This is a genomic window from Bacillus sp. X1(2014) (assembly GCF_007678255.1).
Map to the genome: position 1 here is coordinate 42,649 of NZ_VEED01000024.1, position 25,416 is coordinate 68,064.

The following is a 25,416-nucleotide window of genomic DNA, read 5'->3' on the forward strand; positions in this document are numbered from 1 at the left end:
ATAAGACGAAATTCGCAAGAAGGCGCTCTTTGCCTTCTTGAGGATTTTGGCTTATGTCCTCGAGGGGTTGCGCGCTGCAGCTAGGGAACAATGAAAGCGGGAGCGCATGGTTGCGCTCCAACTAAATTATATAATTACTCTTTTGAACCCACTTTTTCTGATTCAAATGCTTGTTCAGGAACAATGTTTAACGTATCGACTTGTTGTAAGTCATCGTCATCTTCCGTATCGCGCATTTCAATTTCTTTTTCGTCACCTGAAAGAATTTTTACATCCATTCCTAGACTCTGAAGTTCTTTAATTAATACTTTGAATGATTCTGGAACACCTGGTTCCGGAACATTTTCACCTTTGACAATCGCTTCGTACGTTTTCACACGACCAACCACGTCATCGGATTTAACCGTAAGGATTTCTTGAAGTGTGTATGCTGCACCGTATGCTTCAAGTGCCCAAACCTCCATCTCACCAAAGCGCTGACCACCAAATTGAGCTTTACCGCCCAGTGGCTGCTGCGTAACTAATGAGTAAGGTCCAGTTGAACGGGCATGGAGTTTATCATCAACCATGTGTGCAAGTTTAATCATATACATGACACCTACAGAGACACGGTTGTCAAATGGTTCCCCAGAACGGCCATCATATAGGACGGTTTTCGCATCACGAGCCATACCTGCTTCTTCAATTGTTCCCCAAACATCTTCTTCACGGGCTCCGTCAAATACTGGAGAAGCAACATGAATGCCTAGGTAGCGTGCTGCCATTCCAAGATGGAGTTCCAGCACCTGTCCAATGTTCATCCGTGATGGTACCCCTAGTGGATTTAACATGATATCGACTGGTGTGCCGTCTGGTAAATACGGCATATCTTCTTCCGGTAAAATCCTTGAGATAACCCCTTTGTTACCGTGACGTCCCGCCATTTTATCACCTTCAGAAATCTTACGTTTCTGAACGATGTAGACACGGACAAGTTGGTTTACACCTGGTGGCAGTTCATCGCCATCTTCACGATTAAAGACTTTAACATCAAGGACAATCCCACCGCCGCCATGTGGCACACGAAGAGAAGTATCACGAACTTCACGAGCCTTTTCACCAAAGATTGCATGTAAAAGACGTTCCTCTGCTGTTAATTCTGTAACCCCTTTTGGTGTTACTTTACCAACTAACAAATCACCATCTTTAACTTCGGCACCAGTACGAATGATACCGCGCTCATCCAAGTTACGAAGAGCATCTTCTCCGACGTTTGGAATATCACGTGTAATTTCTTCAGGCCCTAGTTTGGTATCACGGGATTCTGATTCATATTCTTCAATATGAATCGATGTGTATACATCGTCTTTTACAAGACGTTGATTCATAATAATCGCATCTTCATAGTTATAACCATCCCATGTCATAAAGGCAACAAGGACGTTTCGGCCTAATGCTAATTCTCCCAATTCCATTGATGGACCATCAGCAAGAATTTCGCCTTTGGTTACACGGTTACCCACTGCAACAATCGGACGTTGGTTATAACAGGTTCCTTGGTTAGAACGGATGAATTTTAGCATGCGGTATTTATCAAGATTTCCTTTTACCTCTTGACCGTCAACCACATTAATACGACGCACCCATACCTCACGCGCTTCCACGTGTTCAACAATACCTTCGTGCTTACAGATTACCGCTGCACCTGAGTCTTTACCAGATACATATTCCATACCTGTTCCAACACGAGGGGCTTCTGGCTGCATAAGCGGTACGGCTTGACGCTGCATGTTCGCACCCATTAGAGCACGGTTGGAGTCATCATTTTCAAGGAACGGAATACATGCTGTTGCCGCAGACACTACTTGCTTTGGCGATACATCCATATAGTCAATGCGTTCACGTTTAACAACAGTATTCTCACCACGGAAACGAGCAACAACTTCCTCATCCAAGAAGGAACCGTCGTCACCTAAGCGAGAGTTTGCTTGGGCTACTACATAGTTATCTTCTTCGTCAGCTGTTAAGTAATCGATCCGAGCAGTAACCTTACCAGTATCAGGGTCAACCCTCCGGTATGGTGTTTCGATAAAACCAAAACGGTTAACTTTCGCATATGATGAAAGCGAGTTAATCAGACCAATGTTTGGACCTTCAGGTGTTTCAATCGGACACATCCGGCCATAGTGGGAGTAGTGAACGTCACGAACTTCCATTCCAGCACGTTCACGCGTTAAACCACCAGGTCCTAATGCAGAGAGACGGCGCTTGTGAGTTAATTCAGCAAGCGGGTTGGTTTGGTCCATGAACTGTGATAATTGCGAGCTGCCAAAGAACTCTTTAATAGACGCAATAACTGGACGAATGTTGATCAATTGCTGTGGTGTGATCGTTGCAGTGTCTTGAATTGACATTCTTTCACGAACCACACGCTCCATACGGGATAACCCAATCCGGAATTGATTCTGAAGCAATTCTCCAACAGAACGAAGACGTCTGTTCCCTAAGTGATCGATATCATCCGTGTCACCGACACCATGTAATAAATTAAAGAAGTAGCTAATTGATGCAATGATATCAGCCGGTGTAATATTTTTAATTGGTTCTGCCACATAGGCATTACCTAAGACATTAATTACTTTTTCACTTTCATCACCAGGAGCATAAATCTTAATATCCTGAAGTGTGATCTCGTCTTCTACAACTCCGCCATACGGATTAAAGCCTTTGAAATTAATATTCTTTTCAAGAGCAGGGATAATTCTATCAAGGTTTCTTCTATCTAGAATCAATCCTTTTTCGGCAATAATTTCACCTGTTTCAGGATCCGCAAGGGACTCTGCTAAGCGTTGGTTGAATAAACGATTTTTAATATGAAGCTTTTTATTAATTTTATAGCGGCCTACATTAGCAAGGTCATAGCGCTTAGGGTCAAAGAAACGTGACACTAATAAGCTCTTTGCATTTTCAACGGTAGGTGGTTCACCAGGACGCAGACGCTCATAAATTTCTAAAAGGGCCTTTTCGACACCTTCCGTATTGTCTTTCTCAAGTGTATTACGGATGTATTCGTTATCCCCAATCAATTCAATGATTTCTTGATCAGAGCCGAAACCAAGTGCACGCAAAAGAACCGTAACGGGCAGTTTCCGAGTACGATCTATTCTCACATAAACGACATCTTTAGCATCTGTTTCATATTCGAGCCAAGCGCCGCGGTTCGGAATGACGGTAGCTGAAAAGCCCCTCTTTCCATTTTTATCGAACTTCCCACTATAGTAAACACTCGGAGAGCGCACTAATTGTGAAACGATAACACGTTCTGCCCCATTAATGACAAACGTACCTGTTTCAGTCATAAGTGGAAAATCACCCATAAATACATCTTGATCTTTTACTTCACCTGTTTCTTTGTTAACAAGACGTACTTTTACACGCAAAGGAGCAGAATATGTAACGTCCCGTTCTTTTGATTCCTCTACTGAATACTTTGGATCGCCAAGACTGTAATCAATAAATTCTAGTGATAGGTTACCAGTAAAGTCCTCGATTGGTGAAATATCCTGGAACATTTCACGCAAACCCTCATCAAGAAACCATTGATAAGAAGAGGTTTGGATTTCAATAAGATTTGGTAATTCTAAAACTTCACTGATTCGTGCGTAACTTCTTCGTTGGCGGTGTCGTCCATACTGAACTAGTTGACCTGTCAACTGATTCACCCCTCAAATCAAGCGTTATTATTAAAATCTATTTACGTTTATGGAACAGAAATTTACTCCTTTTCCAGTAAACAAAAAGAAAAAGGGTTTTTTGTTAAAAACCACATTTTCACATTTAGACTATTATTTTGTCATCATTTCCTTAATATTCCTTTTTTATACAAGATATTCAAGTATTTATAGGAATAATTCGGAAATTATTATGATGGCATTTTATAATGCTATCATAGTGACATTTTCAAGTCAACTTTTTTGTGCCCTTATGACAAAATAACCTTTGGATTTGTCAATAGTTTCGACGTGATTAAATAAATTATTTAATTTTTCAATTGCGGATGGTGCACCTTGTTTCTTTTGAATGACAACCCAGAGCTCCCCTTGTGACACGAGATGATCAAAGCTTTGTTCAAAAATGTCATGGACTGTTTTTTTCCCTGCTCTGATCGGCGGATTTGTTAAAATAGCTGCAAATGTGTTTTCCTTCACATTTAACAACCGATCACTTTCATAGATTGTAACATTCTGGATCCGATTTAATTCTGCATTTTCCTTTGCCAATTCAATAGCCCGCTCATTAACATCAACCATATGTATCATACGTTCATGATAATATTTTGCAAGCGAAAGACCAATTGGACCGTAGCCGCAGCCAACATCCAGGAGTAATCCGTCTGCATTTGGCATTTCAAAAGACTCAATTAATAAACGTGAGCCGAAATCTACTTCTCCTTTTGAAAACACACCGTTATCCGTTTTAAAACGAAAAAGGTTATTTTTTAAAGTGTAGTCCCAAAATTTCGGGTCACTTTCGACCTTTTGTGTTCGAGAATAGTAGTGTTCAGACAACTGACTCACCTCCGAGGAAGATTAATAATTGAAGATTAACGAGGAAAAGAAACTAAAAACCTAGATTCTATTAAGCCAAAAAAAGCCCGCTTATACAGCGAGCTCGTTTTTGTGATTATTACTTAACTTCAACGTTTGCTCCAACTTCATCAAGCTTAGCTTTAATTGCTTCAGCTTCATCTTTAGAAACGCCTTCTTTAACTGGCTTTGGAGTGTTGTCAACAAGGTCTTTTGCTTCTTTAAGACCAAGACCAGTGATTTCACGAACAACTTTGATAACCTTGATTTTTTGATCGCCAGCGCCAGCTAGGATTACATCAAATTCAGTTTTTTCTTCAACAGCAGCAGCACCTGCGCCGCCAACCATTGCTACTGGAGCAGCAGCAGTTACGCCGAATTCTTCTTCGATTGCTTTTACTAGATCGTTAAGTTCTAAAACAGTCATAGTTTTAACTGCTTCAATGATTTGTTCTTTAGTCATGATTAATTTCCTCCTTAGTTTTCGTTCGAATTTATTAGTGTGACGTTAAGACTAGCTTACGCGCCTTGTTCTTCTTTTTGTTCTGCAACTGCTTTTGTAACAAGAGCAAGGTTGCGGATTGGAGCTTGTAGTACGCTGAGTAACATAGATAGTAAACCTTCGCGTGATGGTAGGTCAGCAAGAGCTTTAATTTCTTCAGCTGTTGCAACGTTTCCTTCAATTACACCTGCTTTTAGTTCAAGTGCTTCATGCTTTTTCGCAAAGTCGTTCAAGATTTTAGCTGGTGCTACTACATCTTCAGTACTGAACGCAATTGCGTTTGGACCTGTTAATGCAGCGTTTAAATCAGCAAGGCCAGCTGCTTCAGCCGCACGGCGTGTCATTGAGTTTTTGTAAACTTTGAATTCCACACCAGCTTCACGAAGCTGTTTACGAAGTTCAGTTACTTCTGCAACTGAAAGACCACGGTAATCAACAACAACTGTTGATACGCTGTTCTTTAATTTATCAGAAATTTCGCTAACGATTTGTTGCTTTAATTCGATTGCACTGCTCATCTTTACACCTCCTGTAGAATTTCTACATTTATACCAGGCAAATAAACGCCTCCATATCGAACGGTGACATGGAGGCAGGATAACAACTGATTACTCAGTTATATATATCGCATTACCTCGGCAGGAAATTAAGTGCATTTAGCACACCTGCTGTCTACAGTACAAATGTTATTATTTTAAACAACAAAATAGATTATATAAAATCTAGTTTACGTTGTCAATTGGTAAAATTTATTTAACAGCTACTGATGAAGGATCAACTTTAACGCCAGGTCCCATTGTAGAAGCAACAGTTACGTTCTTCATGTAAGTACCTTTTGCAGCAGAAGGCTTCACTTTTAGCATAGTTTCAAATACAGTGTTGAAGTTTTCAACAAGCTTTTCGTTTTCGAAAGAAGCTTTACCGATTGGCACGTGGATGTTACCAGACTTGTCAACGCGGTATTCAACTTTACCTGCTTTAATTTCATTGATTGCACGAGTTACATCAAATGTAACTGTACCTGTTTTAGGGTTTGGCATTAAGCCTTTAGGTCCTAATACACGACCTAATTTACCAACTTCACCCATCATGTCAGGAGTTGCTACGATTACATCAAATTCAAACCAACCTTGTTGGATCTTGTTGATGTACTCAGCATCGCCTACATAATCAGCGCCAGCTGCTTCTGCTTCTTTTACTTTTTCCCCTTTAGCGAAAACTAGAACGCGTTGCGTTTTACCAGTTCCGTTAGGAAGTACAACTGCACCACGAATTTGTTGGTCAGCTTTCTTAGGGTCAACACCTAAACGGAATGCTACTTCAAGAGTTGCATCAAATTTAGCGAAGTTTGTTTGTTTTGCAAGATCAATTGCTTCAACAATTGGATATGCTTTTAGGCGATCTACAAGCTTTGAAGCTTCTAAATACTTCTTACCTTTTTTAGCCATTTTAATTTCCTCCTAGATTGTGGTTTTAACGTTGAATAACTCCCACGAAAAAGGTTGCGAGTGTTTATAACGTCGCAACCCCTTCATTTTACAAAAAACAATCAGTTACATGGATTAGTCTTCGATGACGATACCCATGCTGCGAGCAGTACCTTCAACCATGCGCATTGCTGCTTCAACGCTAGCTGCGTTTAGGTCAGGCATTTTCTGTTCCGCAATCTCGCGTACTGTATTACGCTTAACTGTTGCTACTTTATTACGGTTAGGTTCACCAGAACCTGACTGGATTCCAGCTGCTACTTTCAAAAGAACGGCAGCAGGAGGAGTTTTCGTAATAAATGTAAATGAACGGTCTTCAAATACCGTAATTTCAACAGGGATGATCAAACCAGCTTGATCTGCTGTACGAGCGTTAAATTCTTTACAGAATCCCATGATGTTAACACCGGCTTGACCTAGTGCAGGACCAACTGGCGGCGCAGGGTTTGCTTTCCCAGCAGGAATTTGTAATTTAACGACTTTAATTACTTTTTTAGCCACGAGACACACCTCCTTAAAGTCCGTGATGTGGTAATAGGGTCTTTAGGAACCCTCCCACTCAGGCATCTGTCTTTATCTATTGATCATAAAGAACTTGACATAAGTCTTGTCTCACATGGAGACATACTGACCTATGAAATATTACCACTTTTTTAAAATGATTTCAAGTTTTTTTACATTAAAGTTTTTCAATCTGAGTAAAATCAAGTTCTACAGGGGTATCACGGCCGAACATATTAACAAGAACCTTCAGCTTCGCCTTGTCTTTATCCATCTCTTCCACTGATCCTGTAAAGTTAGCAAATGGACCTTCTTTAACTCGAACCGTTTCGCCAATTTCATAATCAGCATCGACACGAGTTTCGGTAACACCCATTCGTTTTAGTATTACGACAACCTCTTCTGGTAGTAAGGGGGTTGGTTTAGAACCTGATCCTGATGATCCAACAAACCCTGTTACTCCAGGAGTATTCCGTACTACGTACCAAGAATCATCTGTCATCACAATTTCCACTAATACATAACCTGGGAACACTTTACGCTTTACTACTTTTTTCTTGCCGTTTTTTAGTTCGGTCTCTTCTTCTTCAGGGACAACTACTCGGAAAATCTTATCTTGCATCCCCATTGATTCAACCCGTTTTTCTAAATTTGCTTTTACTTTATTTTCATAACCCGAGTAAGTATGTAATACATACCAATTTTTTTCCATTTAAGAGGACTAGAACGTCCGTCCCTCCCTATTTATTAGTCATAGACTATTTTTAGGCTCTGTTAATATTGCTTGTTGATTTCCGCTTCAGGCACGTGCGGTTCGCGGGCGGTCCGGGGAGCCTCCTCGGCGCTTAAGCGCCTGTGGGGTCTCCCCTGCCCCGTACTCCCGCAGGTGTCTCATGCCTTCCGCTCCAATTAACATAGTCGCATAATTAACAATGGGCTTTAAAATAGTATTTTTTAAACAAATAAAAAACCCGTTATACGGGCTTTTAGATAAAAATTCCTTTATTAATCACCATTATACCATGAAAGTTGATTTATTATTCAAGAATTAAACGAATCAATTTTGAAATCCCTAAATCAAGAACTGCAAAGAACGCTGCGAAAAAAACAACGGTCGTTAATACAGTAATCGTCGAGCGTGTTAGTTCTCCGCGTTTTGGCCAGCTAACTTTCCTCATCTCACGGAATATATCACTGAAGAACTTCGTTATGCGCTGCATGTTAAGTAACCCCCAAAATAAAATAACTATAAGAATATAGGATGACTATTTTGTTTCTCGATGAATGGTATGGGTGGTGCACGTTTTGCAGAATTTTTTCAATTCTAATCGCTCTGTTTGTGTCTGCTTGCTGATTGTCGAATAGTTACGAGAACCGCAAACTGCACATGCAAGGATAACTTTTTTACTCATCTTCGACACCTTTACCCAATTTTCTATTATATCCTTAAAAATGTACCATGTACCCTAATTATTGTCAATATCCCTTGAAAACGGTTCAAATTTATGCCATAAAGGTAGGTTATTACAGTGAAAATTCACGAAGTTCGAGATATCGTTCCAACTTTCTTTTCACTCGCTGCAGAGCATTATCAATGGATTTCACATGACGATTCAGTTCTTCTGAAATTTCTTGATAGGATTGACCATCCAAGTAAAGGGCTAATACCTTTCTTTCTAAGTCACTTAATAATTCAGTCATTTTAAATTCAATATGGTCAAATTCTTCTTGATTAATGATTAGCTCCTCAGGGTCAAGTACCTTTGCTCCTGACAAAACATCCATTAATGTTCGATCGGACTCCTCATCATAAATCGGCTTGTCCAAAGAGACATACGAATTTAACGGGATATGCTTTTGCCGTGTTGCGGTTTTAATGGCTGTTATAATTTGACGAGTAATGCACAGCTCGGCAAATGCCTTAAAGGAGGTCAGTTTGTCCTCTCTGAAGTCACGAATGGCTTTATACAAACCAATCATCCCTTCTTGGACAATATCTTCTTTATCAGCTCCAATTAAAAAATAGGACCTAGCTTTTGCACGTACAAAATTACGATACTTGTGAATTAAATAATCCAACGCTTCACTATCACCGTGGTGCACCAAATAAACAATTTCTTCATCTTCCATTATGAGGAACTGCTGGTTGACCTTTGTTCCGAAGTCCGTACTCAAAGTAGATCGCCTCCACCGAACAAGCATAGTTAGTAATAGTATACATGACAATTTTTTCAGTGTCCACGTTCACTTTTGACCTCTGCGCCACTTTTCAAAAATTTCTGCCATTTCATCACTCATATTTATTTTCGATACAGGTTTTTTTTCTTGAATCTTCTTCACTTTCTGTTCGATCCCTTTTTCAATGGAGGACATTTCAATGAGCAGCTCTCGAGCGGATTTCCTTAATGCCCCTTGTCCAAAGATAGCCCATTGCTCTGTAAAATCGGAGGTGGCAACATGTATTTGCGTTCTCCGATTACTTAGGCTAATCGCCAATTTTTCTATCCGCTCATCTGCTGTTTCATTTTCTTTAGTAAAGATGACTTCTACTTGATGATTTTTATATTTCTTCTCTGTTCCTTGTACATAATAGGCATCAAAGACAACAATTACACGATATCCGGAATAGGCTTGATACTCCGCCATTCTTTCAACAAGACGATCTCTTGCAGCTGGCAGATCTCGATCTTTTAACGCCCTAAGTTCCGGCCAGGCCCCAATAATGTTATATCCGTCGACAAGCAGGATATCCATATGTTACCCCTCAAGCGGGTGTCGTTTTCGATATACCTCATACATGAGTAAAGATGCTGCAACAGAAGCATTTAACGAAGTAACTTTTCCGACCATTGGCAGGTGAATAAGAAAATCACATTTATCACGGATTAATCTACCCATTCCTTTTCCTTCGCTGCCAATGACCAATCCAAGCGGCAAGGTCCCATCTAACCTGCGGTAGTCATCTTTTCCTTTTGCATCTGTTCCAGCGATCCAAATGCCCCGTTCCTTTAATTCATCAATTGTTCTCGCCATATTTGTGACACGTACGACTGGAATATACTCAATTGCACCTGTTGAGGCTTTAGCCACTGTTGCGGTTAAACCGACAGCTCTCCGTTTCGGTATAATGATGCCATGTGCCCCCACAGAATCCGCCGTTCTCATAATCGAACCGAGATTATGAGGATCTTCAATTTCATCAAGCAATAAAAAGAAAGGCGTTTCGTTTTTCTTTTCGGCAGCAGCAAACAAATTATCGATCTCTGCATATTGATACGCAGCAACATAGGCCAGAACTCCTTGGTGGTTTTCACCGGAAATTTGATCAATTTTTTTCTTTGGCACAAATTGAACTATCACGTGTGCTTCTTTTGCTAACTGCGTAATTTGCTGCATTTGGCCGCGTTGTGATCCTTCAGCAATTAAGATTTTATTAATATCCCTTTCTGATTTCAACGCTTCAATAACTGGATTTTTGCCAACAATATATTCTTGTTCCATCCTAGCGTTCCTCCTTTCTTTCATCTACATATCTAAATGCCAGATTAATCAGTTCTTCCATCCGTTCTATTTTACCCGTTAAATATAAATAACCCATCAACGCTTCGAACGCTGTACTGTAATGATAGGTTTGGACATCTGTATTTTTAGGAACAGAGCCTGACTTTGCATTTCGACCGCGCATAATCACCGCTAATTCTTCCTCGTCGAGTAGATGATCATCCATCATTTGAAAAAGAATTTTGCATTGTGCCTTTGCTGAAACGTAAGTCGTTCCCGTCCGGTGTAAATGATTGGGTCTTACCTTCCCGCTATAGAGGAGGTGGCGCCTTACATACGTTTCATAAATGGCGTCCCCCATATAAGCAAGGGCGAGACTATTCAATTGTTTGGCATCGACGGTATTTTCATATTCAAGCATGAATTAGCCTCTTTTCCACCTTGTACCTTGCGGGGTATCTTCTAAAATAATATTCATTTCCTTGAGCTGATCTCGGATTTGGTCAGACAATTGGAAATTACGGTCTTTTCGGGCCTGGATTCGTTTTTCAATCAATGCATCAATTTCTTCATCCAGCATTTCTTCTTTTTCAATCGTCAGTCCTAAAACATGTAACAAATCTTCAAACTGTTTAGTAAAGGCATCAATTACTGAAACTGACGTATTTTTTTCTAAAAGATAATAATTTGCCAATTTCGAGAGGTCAAATAAGACTGAAATGGCTTTAGCTGTGTTGAAATCATCATCCATTGCCTCAATAAACTGTTCCTGTGAGCTTGCAATTTTATCAAGCCATTCTTGATTATTATCAGTTAAATCTGTGCTTGCTTCTTTACGATGCTTTAAATTTTGATAGGAGGTAATCAAGCGTTCAAATGCTGCTTTTGTACTTTCCAGTAATTCCTCACTGTAATTAATCGGATTACGGTAATGAACTGATAACATGAAAAAGCGCAGCACTTGTGGATTGTGTTTCTTGATAATGTCATGAACTAACACAAAGTTTCCAAGCGACTTTGACATTTTTTCATTGTCAATATTGATATAGCCGTTGTGCATCCAGTAGCGGGAAAATAATTTTCCTGTTAGTGCCTCTGACTGAGCAATTTCATTTTCATGATGCGGGAAAGTTAAATCCTGCCCACCTGCATGAATATCAATCGTTTCACCCAGATACTTTTTTGCCATCGCTGAGCACTCAATATGCCATCCAGGACGGCCAAGTCCCCATGGGCTTTCCCAGAAGATTTCCCCTTCCTTCGCCGCTTTCCAAAGGGCAAAATCTAAGTCATCTTGTTTCCTATCGCCAACTTCAATTCTTGCGCCTACCTGCAAATCATCAATCGATTGATGCGACAATTTACCATAACCATCGAATTTTCTTGTCCGGAAATACACATCTCCAGCCGATTCATAAGCGAAACCTTTATCAATTAATTCACTAATAAATTCAATAATAATGTCCATGTTCTCCATTACCCGTGGATGAACATCCGCTTTTTGGCAGCCTAATGCAGATACATCTTCAAAATAGGCATTGATAAACCGGTCAGCAATTGCTGGCACGTCTTCTCCTAATTGATTGGCAGCTCGGATTAATTTATCATCTACGTCGGTAAAATTGGAAACATATTTAACATCATAGCCGCGGTATTCTAAATAACGTCGGACAGTATCAAAAACGATGGCCGGACGGGCATTACCAATATGAATATAATTATAGACAGTCGGACCGCAAACATACATTTTGACCTTTCCCTCTTCAAGCGGTACGAAGGTTTCTTTTTTACGTGTAAGTGTATTATAAAGTTGAATGGCCATTGACTTTTATCCTTTCTCCTTTTAATTCTTCGAGTTCATACATTAATCTATCCAAGTCATTTTGCATTTCTCTTAAGCGGTCGGCAACAGGGTCTGGCAAGTCACAATGGTTTAAGTCTTTTGTGATTTTTCTTCCATCTTGCATGACTACTCTACCTGGAATTCCTACTACTGTTGAGTTAGGAGGAACCTCTTTCAATACAACCGAGCCGCCGCCAATCTTGGAATTTTCTCCAACTGTAATTGATCCAAGTACCTTAGCCCCAGTAGAAATTAGAACATTATCCTTAATCGTCGGATGCCTTTTTCCTTTTTCTTTCCCCGTTCCACCAAGTGTGACTCCTTGATATATAGTTACATTATCCCCAATTTCACATGTTTCCCCAATAACAACACCCATACCATGATCAATAAAAAATCTTCTGCCTATTTTTGCCCCGGGATGGATCTCAATACCGGTAAAAAATCGGCTTACTTGCGAAATAACCCTGGCTAGAAAAAATAATTTTCGATTAAAGAGTGCATGGGCAATTCGGTGTGACCAAATGGCATGCAAGCCTGAATAGGTTAAGATGACTTCTAAATGGCTCCTTGCCGCAGGATCTTGCTCGAAAACAACCTCTACATCCTCCCTCAACTTCTTGAACATTACCATTCTCCCCTTATTGTTTGGTAAATAAAAATGTAAATAAAAAACGCCTCTGTCATTACGACAGAGGCGCTTAACGCGCGGTTCCACTCTGATTAGACCGGAAAGCTCGGATGGTAACAATAGCTCAAAACTTGGTCTCACTCTACCTGTTAACGGATCGGTTCCGCCCATCTCTACTTAGAGTTGACTCTTTTCGAAACAGGGCTCAGAGGTGCATTTCAAAAAACGAGAGGCCTAAACCACTTTCAGCCGGTGATGGTTTTCTCTTTGAAGCGTCCTTTTTTTACTTATCCTCTTCTACACTTTAGTAACTATATAATTGTTTATTCTACTATATTACATTTCGGCTTTAATGTTAACTAATAATTTTATTAATTCTTGTTTGAACTTTATTTTTACCTAATAGTTCAATTGCCTGTGGCAAGTCTGGTCCATGTGTTTGGCCTGTTACTGCAGCACGAATTGGCATAAATAGGTTTTTTCCCTTTTGACCGGTTGACTTTTGGACTGCTTTCATTGCAGCCTTTATTCCGTCAGCTCGGAAATGTTCTAACTGATCCAGTTCATGCGAAAATGCCTTTAACACCTCTGGAACTGTTTCTCCTGCTAGAATTTCCTTCGCATCTTCTTCGTAGTCAGCTTCCTCTTTGAAGAACATGTCGGATAATTCCACGATTTCGGCACCAAAGCTCATTTTTTCCTGCAAGAGTTCAATTAGCCCTTGAACCCATTGATACTGTTCATCCGTTTGACTTTCACTTAAGCGGCCGGCTTTCACCAAGTGCGGTAAAGCCAGTTCAACTGCACGATCAATCTCAATCTTTTTCATGTATTGGTTATTCATCCACAGCAGTTTCTGCTTATCAAATAATGCTGGGGATTTAGATAAGCGATTCGCATCAAATATCTCAATAAACTCATTCTTAGAGTATATTTCTTCTTCACCTGCCGGCGACCAGCCAAGGAGTGTAATAAAGTTAAATAACGCTTCTGGGAGATACCCTAACTCTTCATATTGTTCAATAAACTGGATGATCGATTCATCGCGCTTACTTAACTTTTTACGGCTTTCATTGACAATCAATGTCATATGACCAAAAATTGGCGGCTCCCAGCCTAATGCTTCATAGACCATGAGTTGTTTAGGTGTGTTAGAAATATGATCATCGCCACGGAGCACGTGAGAGATTTTCATTAAATAATCATCAACCGTAACCGCAAAGTTATAAGTTGGGGTGCCATCCTTTTTAATGATGACCCAGTCGCCCATCCCTTCGGATTCAAAGGAAACGCTGCCCTTTACCATATCATCAAACGTATAGGTTTTCCCTTCAGGTACGATAATCCGAATACTTGGCTGGCGGCCTTCGCTTTCTAATTCACGGCGTTGTTCGTCTGTTAAATGGCGGCATTTACCCGAATAATGCGGTGTTTCGCCCCTTTCGGTCTGAGTTTCCCGCTCTGCTTCAATTTCAGCTTCGGTACAATAACACTTATAAGCATGGCCTTCAGATAATAATTGGTTATAGTATGTTTCATAAATATCATTTCGTTCAGATTGGCGGTATGGACCGTATTCGCCGCCGACATCAACACTCTCATCCCAATCCATGCCTAGCCATTTTAAATACTTTAACTGACTTTCTTCACCGCCGGCAATATTCCGTTTTTTATCGGTATCTTCAATACGAATGATAAATTTTCCGCCCTGATTACGCGCAAATAAGTAATTAAATAATGCCGTACGAGCGTTTCCAATATGTAAATGTCCCGTTGGACTTGGCGCATATCTTACACGAACTTCATTTGACATATCAATGCCTCCATAGTTTAGTTAATGGTTTCAACTGATTATTTTATCATTGTCTATGATTTCAAGAAAGACTATTCATGAACCTTTCTTAATAAAACAACGGCTTGAGAGGCGATTCCTTCTCCTCTGCCTGCGAAGCCCAATTTCTCCGTGGTTGTTGCCTTCACATTGATTTGCTCAGGAGCTGCTTCTAGTAACTCAGCAATTCTCACGCGCATTTGCTCAATATAAGGTGCCATTTTCGGCTTCTGAGCTATGATTGTACAATCAGCATTAACCAGCTCGTACCCCTTATTTTTCACCAATTGCCACACATGCTCCATTAACTTCGCGGAGTCAGCATCTTTAAAATTAGGATCGGTATCAGGAAAGTGTTTGCCAATATCACCTTCCCCAATCGCACCCAGACAAGCATCAGAAACTGTATGTAATAAAACATCTGCATCCGAATGACCCAATAAACCCATTTCATAAGGTATGTTAATTCCACCTATAATCAACGGACGCCCTTCTATTAGTTGATGCACATCAAACCCTTGACCAATTCGAAACATCCTAAAAACTCCTTTTTCTCAATTGTCTAGCTACAGCGCCTAGGGGCTCGGGTCTTAAGCCAATCCGTCAAGAAGGTTAAAGAACAACCTTCTCGCCGGCTCGTCTTATGCCTGTCGCCCCTGGTCAAGGCGCTTCCGCTTTTCTAATATCGCTTCAGCAAAATATATATCTTCTGGTGTTGTTAATTTGATATTATCGTAGTCGCCTTCTACCATCGTAATAGGATGGCCGATCCTCTCCACAAGACTAGCATCATCTGTTCCCAGGAAGGAGTCCTTTTCTGCCTTCTCATAGGCCTCCATCAGAAGAGAAATGCGAAAAGCTTGTGGGGTTTGGACAGCCCACAAGCTTGAACGTTCGACAGTTTCAACCACCAAACCATCTTGTACCTTTTTGATGGTGTCCTTTGCCGGTACTCCTAAAATGGCTGCTCCTGTTTCCTCAGCCACTTTTGTCAAACGGTAGATATGTTCTTTACTGATAAAAGGACGTGCCGCATCATGAACAAGAATGATCCCGTCTGTTTCCACTGTTTTCAGCGCATTAAAAATGCTATCCTGTCGTTCCTTACCACCGTGCACTAAGTGGATTGCTTTGGCAACATTATACTTGATAAATAAGGCATTAAATTCCTCTTCATCCTGGGGATGGATCGCTACAATAATTTTGCTGCAGGCATTATCCTGTTCAAACACTTTTAATGTATGGATTAGTACAGGTATACGATTAAGCTCTAATAGAAGCTTATTTTTCCCTGCTCCCATTCTTTTTCCCTGGCCCGCTGCCGGGAGAATGACTTGGTAAGTCATAAAATTAACCCCAATCTTTCAATCATAGTGCTTTTTCTAATAATTTTGGTTTGGCAAATATCATTCTTCCTGCCGATGTTTGGAGAACACTTGTAACGAGAACCTCAATTCGTTTCCCGATATATTCTCGTCCTTCCTCGACAACGATCATAGTTCCGTCATCTAAGTAAGCAACGCCCTGATGATATTCCTTACCATCCTTAATCACCTGAACTGTTAATTCTTCACCTGGAAGAACAACAGGTTTGACAGCATTCGCTAAGTCATTGATGTTTAACACCGAAACATTCTGCAATTCGCAGACTTTATTCAGATTAAAATCATTTGTGACTAAGATTCCATTTGTGATTTTTGCCAGTTTAACAAGTTTTGAATCCACTTCACTAATTTCCTCAAAATCACCTTCATAGATTTCGACTTTAATGGCAAGTTCCTTTTGAATTCGATTTAAGATATCCAAGCCTCTACGGCCGCGATTTCGTTTTAAGACATCGGATGAATCAGCAATATGCTGTAATTCCTCGAGGACAAACTGTGGAATGACAATCGTACCTTCCAAAAATCCCGTCTGACAAATATCAGCAATACGTCCATCAATGATCACACTTGTATCTAGTATTTTTAAAGATTGATTCGCTTCCTTTTCACTCTCATCATCACTGGATTTTTTCTTATTACTGCGGTTTCCAAAGAGACCAAGCAGCTCGTCCCTTTTCTTAAAACCTACCTGAAAGCCAAGGTAGCCAAATAAAATGGTCAGCAAGATTGGTACAACAGCATTTAAAATCGGCACTTGAACCGCATTCAGGGCAAAGCCGATTAAAAAAGCCACCAACAACCCGAATATTAAACCAACACTACCAAAAAGGACGTCGGTTACAGGGATTTTCACTAAAGAATCTTCAGCCCATTTAATAAAATTAAAGACATAATCTACTGCCCAAAAGGTAATAAGATAAAAAATAATAGCACCTAAAACAGCAGTGATATACGAGTTGTTAATTAAGGGAATGTCATTGATATGAAGTAAATTGAACAATTCCGGTAATAACAAAATACCAAGCGTACCACCCATAATGAGGAAGCAAGCCTGCACAATACGTTTTAACATTCCTTCACCTCCTCTACTCATTATAAACATATTCATAAAAATGAAACCTTAATTTACTGATTATTTTTCACTTAAAGATTCTTGTTAAAAGAGTAGTTCCCGTGAATTATTTATAGATGATTTCTCCATAGGGTAGCATTGGAAAATTTTCATGTCAAACAATTGGATTTTTTTTACTATTATTTCATTATTTTTTAAAGGTGTCGATCAGTGTATAACCGTTCTTTAATTAATTTGAAACCTTCCTTAATCTTTTTAGCACGAACTTCCCCAATCCCTTCAACCTCGTCGAGTTCCTCTACAGATGCTGAGATGATTTTGGCAAGCTCCCCAAATCTGCTAATTAGATTTTCAATAATGATCGAAGGAAGTCTTGGAATTTTATTAAGAATCCTGTATCCGCGTGGACTTTTATTTTCTTCAAGATGGACATAGCCCAGATATCCCATTAGTTTTAATAACACCATATCCTCTATCGTTCCATTTGAAGTCATTGACTGCATTCGGCCTAAAACATCTCTGGCTTTAATGTCTCTGTCAAAGGCATAATCTTTGATAATGAGCATCGTTTCCTCTTCCAAGTCAGTTAAGATTTCATTCAGTTGTAAACGAATGAGACGCCCTTCAGTCCCTAATTCATGTAAATAGGTTAGCAGCTCGTTTTTAATCTTTAAGACCATTTCAAACCGGTGGAGAACCAGTAAAAAGTCGTTATACGTGACAGACTCTTCAAACTCGAGAATACTCAAATTCGTAATACTTTGTTCCAGGACTGTCTTATACTTTTCAAGCGTCTGAATGGCTTGATTTGCCTTTGTTAAAATAACCGCAATATCTTTTAATGCATAGCGGAAGTTCCCTTGATATAAAGTAATTACATTTCTCCTTTGGGAGATGGCAATAACTAAGGCTTTTGTTTGCTTCGCTGTTCTTTCAGCTGTGCGGTGCCGCATTCCTGTTTCTGTAGAGGGGATATCGGAGTCAGGGGCGAGCTGGGCATTAGCAAACAGAATTTTATTTCCTAATTCATTAAGGATAATTGCCCCGTCCATTTTGGCCAATTCATATAAAAAGCTTGGTGAAAAAGGACAATTAATTTCAAAGCCGCCATCAACGATACTTTTTACTTTTTCATTAAAACCAATGACAATGAGACCTCCTGTATTGGCACGAAGGACATTGTCAATCCCCTCGCGAATGGGAGTACCAGGAGCAAGGAATTGTAATATCTCACTTACGGTATGTTCACCTAGCTTTTTATTTTCCATCTGCTACCCTCCCAACGCTGCTTTCAATGCTTCACTTACATTCGATACCCCAATGAGTTCGACTCCCTTTGGTCCCTTCCAGCCGCCAAGATTATTAGCGGGCAGAATAACTCGCTCAAAACCAAGCTTGGCCGCTTCTTGGACGCGCTGCTCAATTCTTGATACCCTTCTTACTTCCCCTGTTAAACCGACTTCACCAATAATGCAGTCCGTCGGCCTTGTTGGTTTATCTCTAAAGCTCGAGGCAATACTGACAGCTACAGCTAGATCAATGGCTGGTTCATCCAATTTTACCCCGCCAGCGACTTTTAAATAGGCATCTTGGTTCTGGAGAAGCATCCCAACTCGCTTTTCTAAAACCGCCATCAGAAGCGGCACACGGTTGTGGTCAATTCCAGTGGCCATTCTTCTTGGATTCCCAAAACTAGTAGGGGAAATTAACGCTTGAATTTCGACAAGGACTGGTCTTGTCCCTTCCATCGATGCAACCACCGTAGAGCCAGCTGCACCCCTTGAACGCTCTTCTAGAAAGATTTCAGAGGGATTGGCTACTTCTTCTAGGCCCAATTCCTTCATCTCAAAAATACCCATTTCATTGGTTGAACCAAAACGGTTTTTGACTGCACGCAGAATCCGATAGGTATGGTGTCTTTCTCCTTCAAAATAGAGAACAGTATCCACCATATGCTCTAACAGCCTTGGACCAGCAATTGACCCTTCTTTTGTTACGTGTCCAACAATAAAGATCGCAATCCCCTTCGTTTTCCCAATTCTCATTAATTCCGAGGTACACTCACGAACCTGTGAGACACTTCCCGGTGCGCTTGTTACATCTGGGTGAAAGACCGTCTGGATTGAATCAATAATGACAAAGCTTGGATTGGTACTATCAATGGTACGGTTAATCTCTTCAAGATTCGTTTCAGAATAAACGAGGAGATTTTCAGAAGATACACCTAATCGCTCCGCACGAAGTTTGGTTTGCCGTAACGATTCCTCGCCAGATATGTATAAAACTTGATTTCCTTTATTTGCAAGTTGGGAGGATACCTGCAAAAGAAGCGTTGACTTCCCAATTCCAGGGTCTCCGCCAATTAGGACTAAAGAACCCTTTACCACACCGCCGCCAAGGACACGGTTTAATTCGTTTAAATCGGTTAGAATCCGCGGTTCATTTTCCATTTCAATTGAATTGATCGGCATGGGTTTGGATAACAGTCCTGCTCCGCCTTGAGAATGGGCAAATGCACCTCTCCTCGCGGTACCAGTCACTTCCACTTCCTCCACCATCTTATTCCATTCACCACAGCCAGGACATTTACCCATCCACTTGGGCGATTCATATCCGCAAGCCTGACACATAAACTTCGTCTTTCGTTTTGCCATTATCCTTCTACCCTCTCTAAAAGGCGCAAGCGCCCGTTTAGCGGCGTATGGACTGGAGCCCTTAGACTGAGATAAAGGAAACACGGAGAGCGTAAGCGATTCGATGTTGACTTATCGTAGGGAAAAGGGCGAAGTACACTAGCCGCTGGGTGCTGGAGCCAGACAGTTATCTAGTTCAAAAAGTCATACTCATTTAACTTTGAAAAAAGGCGCACGCACCAAGTAGCGAAATACACTGAGTGCAGGAGCCAAATTTTGCTAACTATATAAAGGTTACCACACCTTTTTTATTTTTTCATTTGAAAAAGTCGATAGAAAAAGAGGTACACGATTTAACTTTATTTACGTGTACCTCTTTATAGATATTACGACTTAGTCCTATTTTACTAAACTAGTGTTCTCAGCCATTCGAACAATAAATTCTCCATTATCAACATCAATAATCGCAAGCTGTCCGGTTAATAATGTTCCCTTTAATAGTTCTTCCGAAAGTCTGTCTTCAATATGCTTTTGAATCGCACGGCGCAATGGTCGTGCTCCATATTCAGGATCATAGCCTTCCTGAGAAATCTTCTCCTTTGCCGCAGCTGTTAATTCTAAAGAAATATGTTGCTCTTTTAAGCGTTTAATTAATTGCTCTGATAATAAAGTTACAATTTCTTCAAGATGCTTCCGCTCTAAAGCATGGAAAACAATAATCTCATCGATACGGTTTAGGAATTCAGGACGGAAAGCTTTCTTTAATTCTCCCATCACTTTCCCTTTCATATCTTTATAGTCTTGATCTCCATCTTGAATATTAAAGCCGACATACTTGTTTCGTTTTAGTGCTTCAGCACCAACATTGGATGTCATAATGAGGACAGTATTACGGAAGTCAACCGTTCTGCCTTTAGAATCAGTTAATCGACCGTCCTCAAGGACTTGCAGCAGGATATTAAATACATCTGGATGAGCCTTTTCAATTTCATCTAATAACACCACAGAATATGGCTTTCTGCGAACCTTTTCTGTTAATTGGCCGCCTTCCTCATAACCGACATATCCTGGCGGCGAACCAACTAGACGAGAGGTCGAGTGCTTCTCCATATACTCGGACATATCAATCCGAATCATCGCATCCTCGTCACCAAACATCGCTTCAGCAAGCGCCCGGGCCAATTCGGTTTTCCCAACACCTGTTGGTCCAAGGAAAACGAAGGAACCGATTGGTCGTTTAGGATCTTTTAATCCTGCACGAGCACGACGTACAGCCTTCGATACGGCTTTTACTGCTTCTTCCTGGCCAATAACACGAGAATGAAGAAGTTCTTCTAAATTTAGCAACTTCGCCATTTCTGTTTCCGCCAGCTTGGAAACAGGAACCCCGGTCCAGCTGGAAACAACGCTTGCGATATCTTCGACGGTTACTTCATTGTTTTCTTTTCCTTGTTTTTCCTTCCAATTCTTCTTTGTCTCTTCCAGTTGTTCACGTAAACGCTGTTCTGTATCTCTCAAGGAAGCAGCCTTTTCAAACTCTTGACTCTGAACAGCAGAATCCTTTTCCTTGCGAACTTCTTCCAATTTCACTTCTAATTCTTTTAAATTTGGAGGAGTGGTAAAGGAACGAAGTCGTACCTTAGAACCTGCTTCATCAATTAAATCAATCGCTTTATCCGGCAGGAAGCGGTCAGAGATATAGCGGTCTGAAAGTTTTACTGCCGCTTGAATCGCTTCATCTGTAATCGATACACGGTGATGTGCCTCGTAACGGTCGCGAAGCCCCTCTAAGATCTGAATTGATTCTTCAAGTGTCGGCTCATCCACACGAATTGGCTGGAAGCGTCGTTCTAATGCAGCATCCTTTTCGATATATTTACGATATTCATCAAGGGTTGTTGCACCAATACATTGCAGTTCACCACGCGCAAGAGATGGCTTTAAGATATTAGAAGCATCTATTGCTCCTTCCGCACCACCAGCACCAATTAAGGTATGCAGCTCATCAATGAAAAGGATAATATTCCCTGCTTGGCGTATTTCATCCATGACCTTTTTCAAACGATCTTCAAATTCACCCCGATATTTCGTACCAGCTACCACTGTCCCCATATCAAGAGTCATCACTCGTTTATCCCGAAGAATTTCAGGCACTTCGTTATTAACAATTTGCTGGGCAAGACCTTCTGCAATCGCTGTTTTACCGACACCCGGCTCCCCAATTAATACAGGGTTATTTTTTGTCCGACGACTTAAAACTTCAATAACACGTTGAATTTCTTTTCCGCGGCCAATTACCGGGTCAAGACTTCCTTCACGGGCGATCGAGGTTAGATCGCGTGCAAGACTGTCAAGTGTTGGTGTGTTCGCACTGGCAGATGCACCGCCTTGATGCCCGCCTGATTCATTGCTTCCTAATAGTTGAAGTACTTGCTGTCTTGCCTTATTTAGACTTACACCAAGATTATTAAGGACTCGAGCGGCTACCCCTTCCCCTTCACGGATTAAGCCAAGGAGAATATGCTCCGTGCCTACATAGGAATGTCCTAATTTGCGTGCCTCATCCATCGATAATTCGATGACCTTTTTAGCCCTTGGAGTATAGTGAATCGTTTGAGAAGCTTCTTGTCCTTTGCCAATTAAGTTTTCTACTTCTTTTTGGATTTTTTCAGAACCTAGGCCAAGCCCATAAAGAGCTTTTGCTGCAATCCCTTCACCTTCACGAGTTAATCCTAATAAAATGTGCTCTGTTCCAATATTGTTATGTCCAAGACGAATCGCTTCCTCTTGTGCTAATGCTAGAACTTTCTGCGCTCTTTCAGTAAAACGGCCGAACATCATATTCTCTTCCTCCTCACCTATTTTTCTTGCTCCATTTTTATTCGTTCCCTAATTAATGCTGCCCTTCTGATATCTCTTTCATGTGGTCTTAATGAACCGCCAGCATATTGCTGCAGGAAACCTGGCTGGGTCAGTATCATTAATTCATTTAATATCGTCTTAGGCATATTTTCAATATAACCCATATCTATTCCAAGCCGAACATCGGATAAACATCTTGCTGCTTCTTTTGATTCGATAATTCGGCTATTAGATAACACACCCAGTGAACGGAACACCCTGTCTTCTAATTGTATGTTTGAAGTTTTCCGTAATGCTTCACGTGCTGACCTTTCTTGTGAAATTAACTGGCTAACAACTCCCTTGAGATCCCGGCAAATGTCCTCTTCCGATTTTCCAAGGGTAATTTGATTAGAAATTTGAAATATATTACCTAATGCTTCGCTACCTTCACCGTAAATTCCTCTAACAACTAGACCTAATTGATTGATTGCCGGAATAATTCGATTAATTTGCTGTGTTAAAATAAGTCCTGGTAAGTGCATCATCACAGAAGCACGAAGACCGGTTCCCACATTTGTAGGACAACTGGTTAAATAACCATGCTTCTCATCAAATGCATATTGAATATTACTTTCAAGCCAATCATCAATTTCATTAGCAGCATCTAAAGCTTCAGATAATTGCAAGCCAGGAAACAAACATTGAATACGAATATGATCCTCTTCATTAATCATAATACTAACTTCTTCATTTTCGGTTAATAAAACAGCACCATGTGGTGAATCCTCTGCTAGATTTGGACTAATTAAATGTTTTTCCACCAACACCCTTTTTTGCAGAGGCTGAAGTTCATTAATTTTCAACAATTCCATTTGGCCAAACCTTTGAAGGTCTGACTGATTTAATATTTCCTCCATTTTTTCAATAATGATCTTTGCTTCTTCGTGTGTAAAAAGTGTTGGAAATTTATATGCATCAAAGTTACGAGCCAAACGAATGCGGGAACTGAGGACAATATCTGAATCAGGTCCTTCCTCACTCATCCAGGAGCTGACAGCTTGATTTAAAAATCGTTCAAGCGACATGTTATTCCCCTCCCTCTTGGCTGGCTGCTAGTTTTCTCTCTAACTGACGTATTTCATCGCGAATCTCAGCAGCCTTTTCAAATTCTTCATTGGCAATTGATTCTTTTAAGTTACTTTTTAATTCATCAATCTGTTTTCGCAAGTGGATTCCTCCACCAATTCTCTTTGGTATTTTTCCATTATGTGTCCAGTTTCCACTATGAAGTCGCCGTAATACAGGCTTCAATTGTTCTTTAAATACTTCATAACAATGTGAACATCCAAAGCGGCCCACTTTTAAAAACTGCGGAAATGTCATCGAACAAGAATCACATTGAAGAATTTCCTCCTGATGAAATGGACTTTGACTAGGTTTTTGAAAAGTAGGGTCTATATTTAATAATCCTGCTAACAAATTATTAAAAGCGAAGCCCGATTCCCCATTAAAAATAAACATTTCTCCCTTTTCCTGCGCACATTTTTCACACAGGTGAACTTCGGTCTTTTCACCATTAATGATTTTCGTAAAGTGAAGGGCTGCAGGTCTTTGGTTGCATTCCTGGCAAATCATACTTTCACCTCTCAAGCGAAAAAATTTATTTATATTTTAAAGATGTAAGCATTGCTTTTAGCATTCTCGCTCTTAATTCGTCTCGGTATGGAAGATCAATATAAAGAACGGATCGGTCAATTACACTGAGCATAATTTTCGCTTCCCGCTGTGAGACAATTTCTTCTTGAACGAGTCTGAATATGACATCCTCTGCACTGGTTTGACTAATCCTGCTTTGAATAAGTGCGAGTGATTGTTCTATTAAATGAGCAAGATCATGGGACTGGACCTTCATGATCCGTATATACCCACCGCCGCCCCGTTTACTTTCTACAATATATCCTCTTTCGATCGTAAAACGGGTATTGATTACATAATTGATTTGTGATGGAACGCATTGAAATTTGTCTGCGATTTCACTTCGTTTGATTTCAACAAGGTCTCTTTCACTTAATTCCAATACTTGTTTGAGATATTTTTCAATAATATCAGAGATGTTTCTCATCTTCCCACCCCCATTCTCTGACTTTGACTATATTTGACTAAATTATACTGAATTTTTTATGTAGATGCAACGATTCACTACTAATGATTTTCTCCAAATCTCGTCATTGTGAAACGTAGGTTTCGTTAAAAAGTAATGCTGATTAGAGCGTGATAGTATCGGTCGAAATTGACTTGACTGGTTTTTATATGAAGCCAATACCGCTTAAAATGGATAATTAGACGTATATAGTACCTAATTTTACAAAAAAACGGGCAATTAAACTAAAGTTTAATTTAATTTTACAAAACTAAAGAATAATTAAACAAAAGTTTAATTTAGTCAAACAAATTATGTGAAAATATTCCTTATTGCAATCAGACTTTCTCTCTAAACAATTTTTCCAAAACAAAAAAGGACAACCTTTTCAGGTTGTCCTTGATGTGCCTGGCAACGTCCTACTCTCACAGGGACGCGTGTCCCAACTACCATCGGCGCTGAGAAGCTTAACTTCCGTGTT

At 40.2% G+C, this 25,416-nt stretch carries 25 protein-coding genes, 1 rRNA gene and 2 other annotated features; all 26 genes read right to left on the bottom strand.

The genetic code is table 11. The features are described from left to right. Nucleotides 1-134: 134 nt before the first annotated feature. Nucleotides 135-3,692, bottom strand: a complete 3,558-nt coding sequence (gene rpoB / locus FS608_RS26650) for a DNA-directed RNA polymerase subunit beta (protein ID WP_144555572.1) — start codon at nucleotides 3,690-3,692, stop codon at nucleotides 135-137. Between the two features lie 252 nt (nucleotides 3,693-3,944). Beyond that, nucleotides 3,945-4,547, bottom strand: coding sequence for a class I SAM-dependent methyltransferase (locus tag FS608_RS26655; protein ID WP_144555573.1), 603 nt, complete (start codon nucleotides 4,545-4,547; stop codon nucleotides 3,945-3,947). 118 nt (nucleotides 4,548-4,665) lie between these two features. Next, the gene (rplL, locus tag FS608_RS26660; RefSeq protein ID WP_144555574.1) at nucleotides 4,666-5,028 is read right to left on the bottom strand and encodes a 50S ribosomal protein L7/L12; all 363 of its coding nucleotides are present in this window, start codon (nucleotides 5,026-5,028) and stop codon (nucleotides 4,666-4,668) included. Nucleotides 5,029-5,084: 56 nt separating this feature from the next. Then, nucleotides 5,085-5,585, bottom strand: coding sequence for a 50S ribosomal protein L10 (rplJ, locus tag FS608_RS26665; RefSeq protein WP_144555575.1), 501 nt, complete (start codon nucleotides 5,583-5,585; stop codon nucleotides 5,085-5,087). A gap of 33 nt (nucleotides 5,586-5,618) precedes the next feature. Then, nucleotides 5,619-5,763, bottom strand: a sequence feature (ribosomal protein L10 leader region). 53 nt (nucleotides 5,764-5,816) lie between these two features. Then, a complete protein-coding gene (rplA, locus tag FS608_RS26670; RefSeq protein WP_144555576.1) occupies nucleotides 5,817-6,515 on the bottom strand; it encodes a 50S ribosomal protein L1 in 699 nt (232 codons plus the stop codon). 114 nt (nucleotides 6,516-6,629) lie between these two features. Then, entirely contained in the window at nucleotides 6,630-7,055 is a 426-nt protein-coding gene (rplK, locus tag FS608_RS26675; protein WP_026565509.1) for a 50S ribosomal protein L11, read from the bottom strand. 178 nt (nucleotides 7,056-7,233) lie between these two features. After that, on the bottom strand, nucleotides 7,234-7,767 hold the full coding sequence (gene nusG / locus FS608_RS26680) for a transcription termination/antitermination protein NusG (RefSeq protein ID WP_026565508.1): 534 nt from the start codon (nucleotides 7,765-7,767) through the stop codon (nucleotides 7,234-7,236). A gap of 325 nt (nucleotides 7,768-8,092) precedes the next feature. Then, on the bottom strand, nucleotides 8,093-8,275 hold the full coding sequence (gene secE, locus FS608_RS26685) for a preprotein translocase subunit SecE (RefSeq protein WP_098573710.1): 183 nt from the start codon (nucleotides 8,273-8,275) through the stop codon (nucleotides 8,093-8,095). A gap of 45 nt (nucleotides 8,276-8,320) precedes the next feature. Beyond that, nucleotides 8,321-8,467, bottom strand: coding sequence for a 50S ribosomal protein L33 (gene rpmG, locus FS608_RS26690; protein ID WP_098573712.1), 147 nt, complete (start codon nucleotides 8,465-8,467; stop codon nucleotides 8,321-8,323). A 112-nt stretch (nucleotides 8,468-8,579) separates the two neighbouring features. Further along, the gene (gene sigH / locus FS608_RS26695) at nucleotides 8,580-9,185 is read right to left on the bottom strand and encodes an RNA polymerase sporulation sigma factor SigH (protein ID WP_257148501.1); all 606 of its coding nucleotides are present in this window, start codon (nucleotides 9,183-9,185) and stop codon (nucleotides 8,580-8,582) included. A gap of 114 nt (nucleotides 9,186-9,299) precedes the next feature. Next, the gene (locus FS608_RS26700; RefSeq protein WP_144555577.1) at nucleotides 9,300-9,809 is read right to left on the bottom strand and encodes an NYN domain-containing protein; all 510 of its coding nucleotides are present in this window, start codon (nucleotides 9,807-9,809) and stop codon (nucleotides 9,300-9,302) included. A 3-nt stretch (nucleotides 9,810-9,812) separates the two neighbouring features. Then, nucleotides 9,813-10,556, bottom strand: a complete 744-nt coding sequence (rlmB, locus tag FS608_RS26705; RefSeq protein ID WP_144555578.1) for a 23S rRNA (guanosine(2251)-2'-O)-methyltransferase RlmB — start codon at nucleotides 10,554-10,556, stop codon at nucleotides 9,813-9,815. A 1-nt stretch (nucleotide 10,557) separates the two neighbouring features. Next, entirely contained in the window at nucleotides 10,558-10,977 is a 420-nt protein-coding gene (locus tag FS608_RS26710; RefSeq protein WP_144555579.1) for a Mini-ribonuclease 3, read from the bottom strand. A 3-nt stretch (nucleotides 10,978-10,980) separates the two neighbouring features. Beyond that, on the bottom strand, nucleotides 10,981-12,378 hold the full coding sequence (gene cysS, locus FS608_RS26715; protein WP_144555580.1) for a cysteine--tRNA ligase: 1,398 nt from the start codon (nucleotides 12,376-12,378) through the stop codon (nucleotides 10,981-10,983). Beyond that, nucleotides 12,359-13,027, bottom strand: coding sequence for a serine O-acetyltransferase (gene cysE / locus FS608_RS26720; protein ID WP_144555581.1), 669 nt, complete (start codon nucleotides 13,025-13,027; stop codon nucleotides 12,359-12,361). Before cysE ends, cysS begins: the two co-directional genes overlap by 20 nt. A 62-nt stretch (nucleotides 13,028-13,089) precedes the next feature. Next, nucleotides 13,090-13,339: a binding site (T-box leader), on the bottom strand. A 46-nt stretch (nucleotides 13,340-13,385) separates the two neighbouring features. Beyond that, nucleotides 13,386-14,843: a glutamate--tRNA ligase gene (gene gltX / locus FS608_RS26725; RefSeq protein WP_144555582.1), complete on the bottom strand. Its 1,458-nt coding sequence runs from the start codon at nucleotides 14,841-14,843 to the stop codon at nucleotides 13,386-13,388. Nucleotides 14,844-14,914: 71 nt separating this feature from the next. Then, entirely contained in the window at nucleotides 14,915-15,397 is a 483-nt protein-coding gene (gene ispF, locus FS608_RS26730) for a 2-C-methyl-D-erythritol 2,4-cyclodiphosphate synthase (RefSeq protein WP_144555583.1), read from the bottom strand. Between the two features lie 105 nt (nucleotides 15,398-15,502). Next, nucleotides 15,503-16,207: a 2-C-methyl-D-erythritol 4-phosphate cytidylyltransferase gene (gene ispD, locus FS608_RS26735; protein ID WP_144555584.1), complete on the bottom strand. Its 705-nt coding sequence runs from the start codon at nucleotides 16,205-16,207 to the stop codon at nucleotides 15,503-15,505. Between the two features lie 22 nt (nucleotides 16,208-16,229). Next, nucleotides 16,230-17,318, bottom strand: coding sequence for a PIN/TRAM domain-containing protein (locus tag FS608_RS26740; RefSeq protein WP_144555585.1), 1,089 nt, complete (start codon nucleotides 17,316-17,318; stop codon nucleotides 16,230-16,232). A gap of 194 nt (nucleotides 17,319-17,512) precedes the next feature. Continuing rightward, nucleotides 17,513-18,586, bottom strand: coding sequence for a DNA integrity scanning diadenylate cyclase DisA (gene disA / locus FS608_RS26745; protein ID WP_144555586.1), 1,074 nt, complete (start codon nucleotides 18,584-18,586; stop codon nucleotides 17,513-17,515). Nucleotides 18,587-18,589: 3 nt separating this feature from the next. Beyond that, complete coding sequence (radA, locus tag FS608_RS26750) at nucleotides 18,590-19,972, bottom strand: DNA repair protein RadA (RefSeq protein WP_144555587.1); 1,383 nt, start codon at nucleotides 19,970-19,972, stop codon at nucleotides 18,590-18,592. Nucleotides 19,973-20,350: 378 nt separating this feature from the next. Further along, on the bottom strand, nucleotides 20,351-22,792 hold the full coding sequence (clpC, locus tag FS608_RS26755; protein WP_144555588.1) for an ATP-dependent protease ATP-binding subunit ClpC: 2,442 nt from the start codon (nucleotides 22,790-22,792) through the stop codon (nucleotides 20,351-20,353). Nucleotides 22,793-22,809: 17 nt separating this feature from the next. Next, entirely contained in the window at nucleotides 22,810-23,880 is a 1,071-nt protein-coding gene (gene mcsB, locus FS608_RS26760) for a protein-arginine kinase McsB (protein ID WP_144555589.1), read from the bottom strand. Between the two features lies 1 nt (nucleotide 23,881). Next, nucleotides 23,882-24,430 (bottom strand): protein-arginine kinase activator protein McsA, encoded by a 549-nt coding sequence (mcsA, locus tag FS608_RS26765; RefSeq protein WP_144555590.1) that lies wholly within the window; start codon nucleotides 24,428-24,430, stop codon nucleotides 23,882-23,884. 25 nt (nucleotides 24,431-24,455) lie between these two features. Continuing rightward, nucleotides 24,456-24,917 carry a CtsR family transcriptional regulator gene (locus FS608_RS26770; protein WP_026565491.1) on the bottom strand — a complete coding sequence of 154 codons (462 nt, stop codon included), beginning with the start codon at nucleotides 24,915-24,917 and terminating at the stop codon, nucleotides 24,456-24,458. Nucleotides 24,918-25,341: 424 nt separating this feature from the next. Next, nucleotides 25,342-25,416: ribosomal RNA gene (gene rrf, locus FS608_RS31920) — 5S ribosomal RNA — on the bottom strand; the annotation flags it as partial.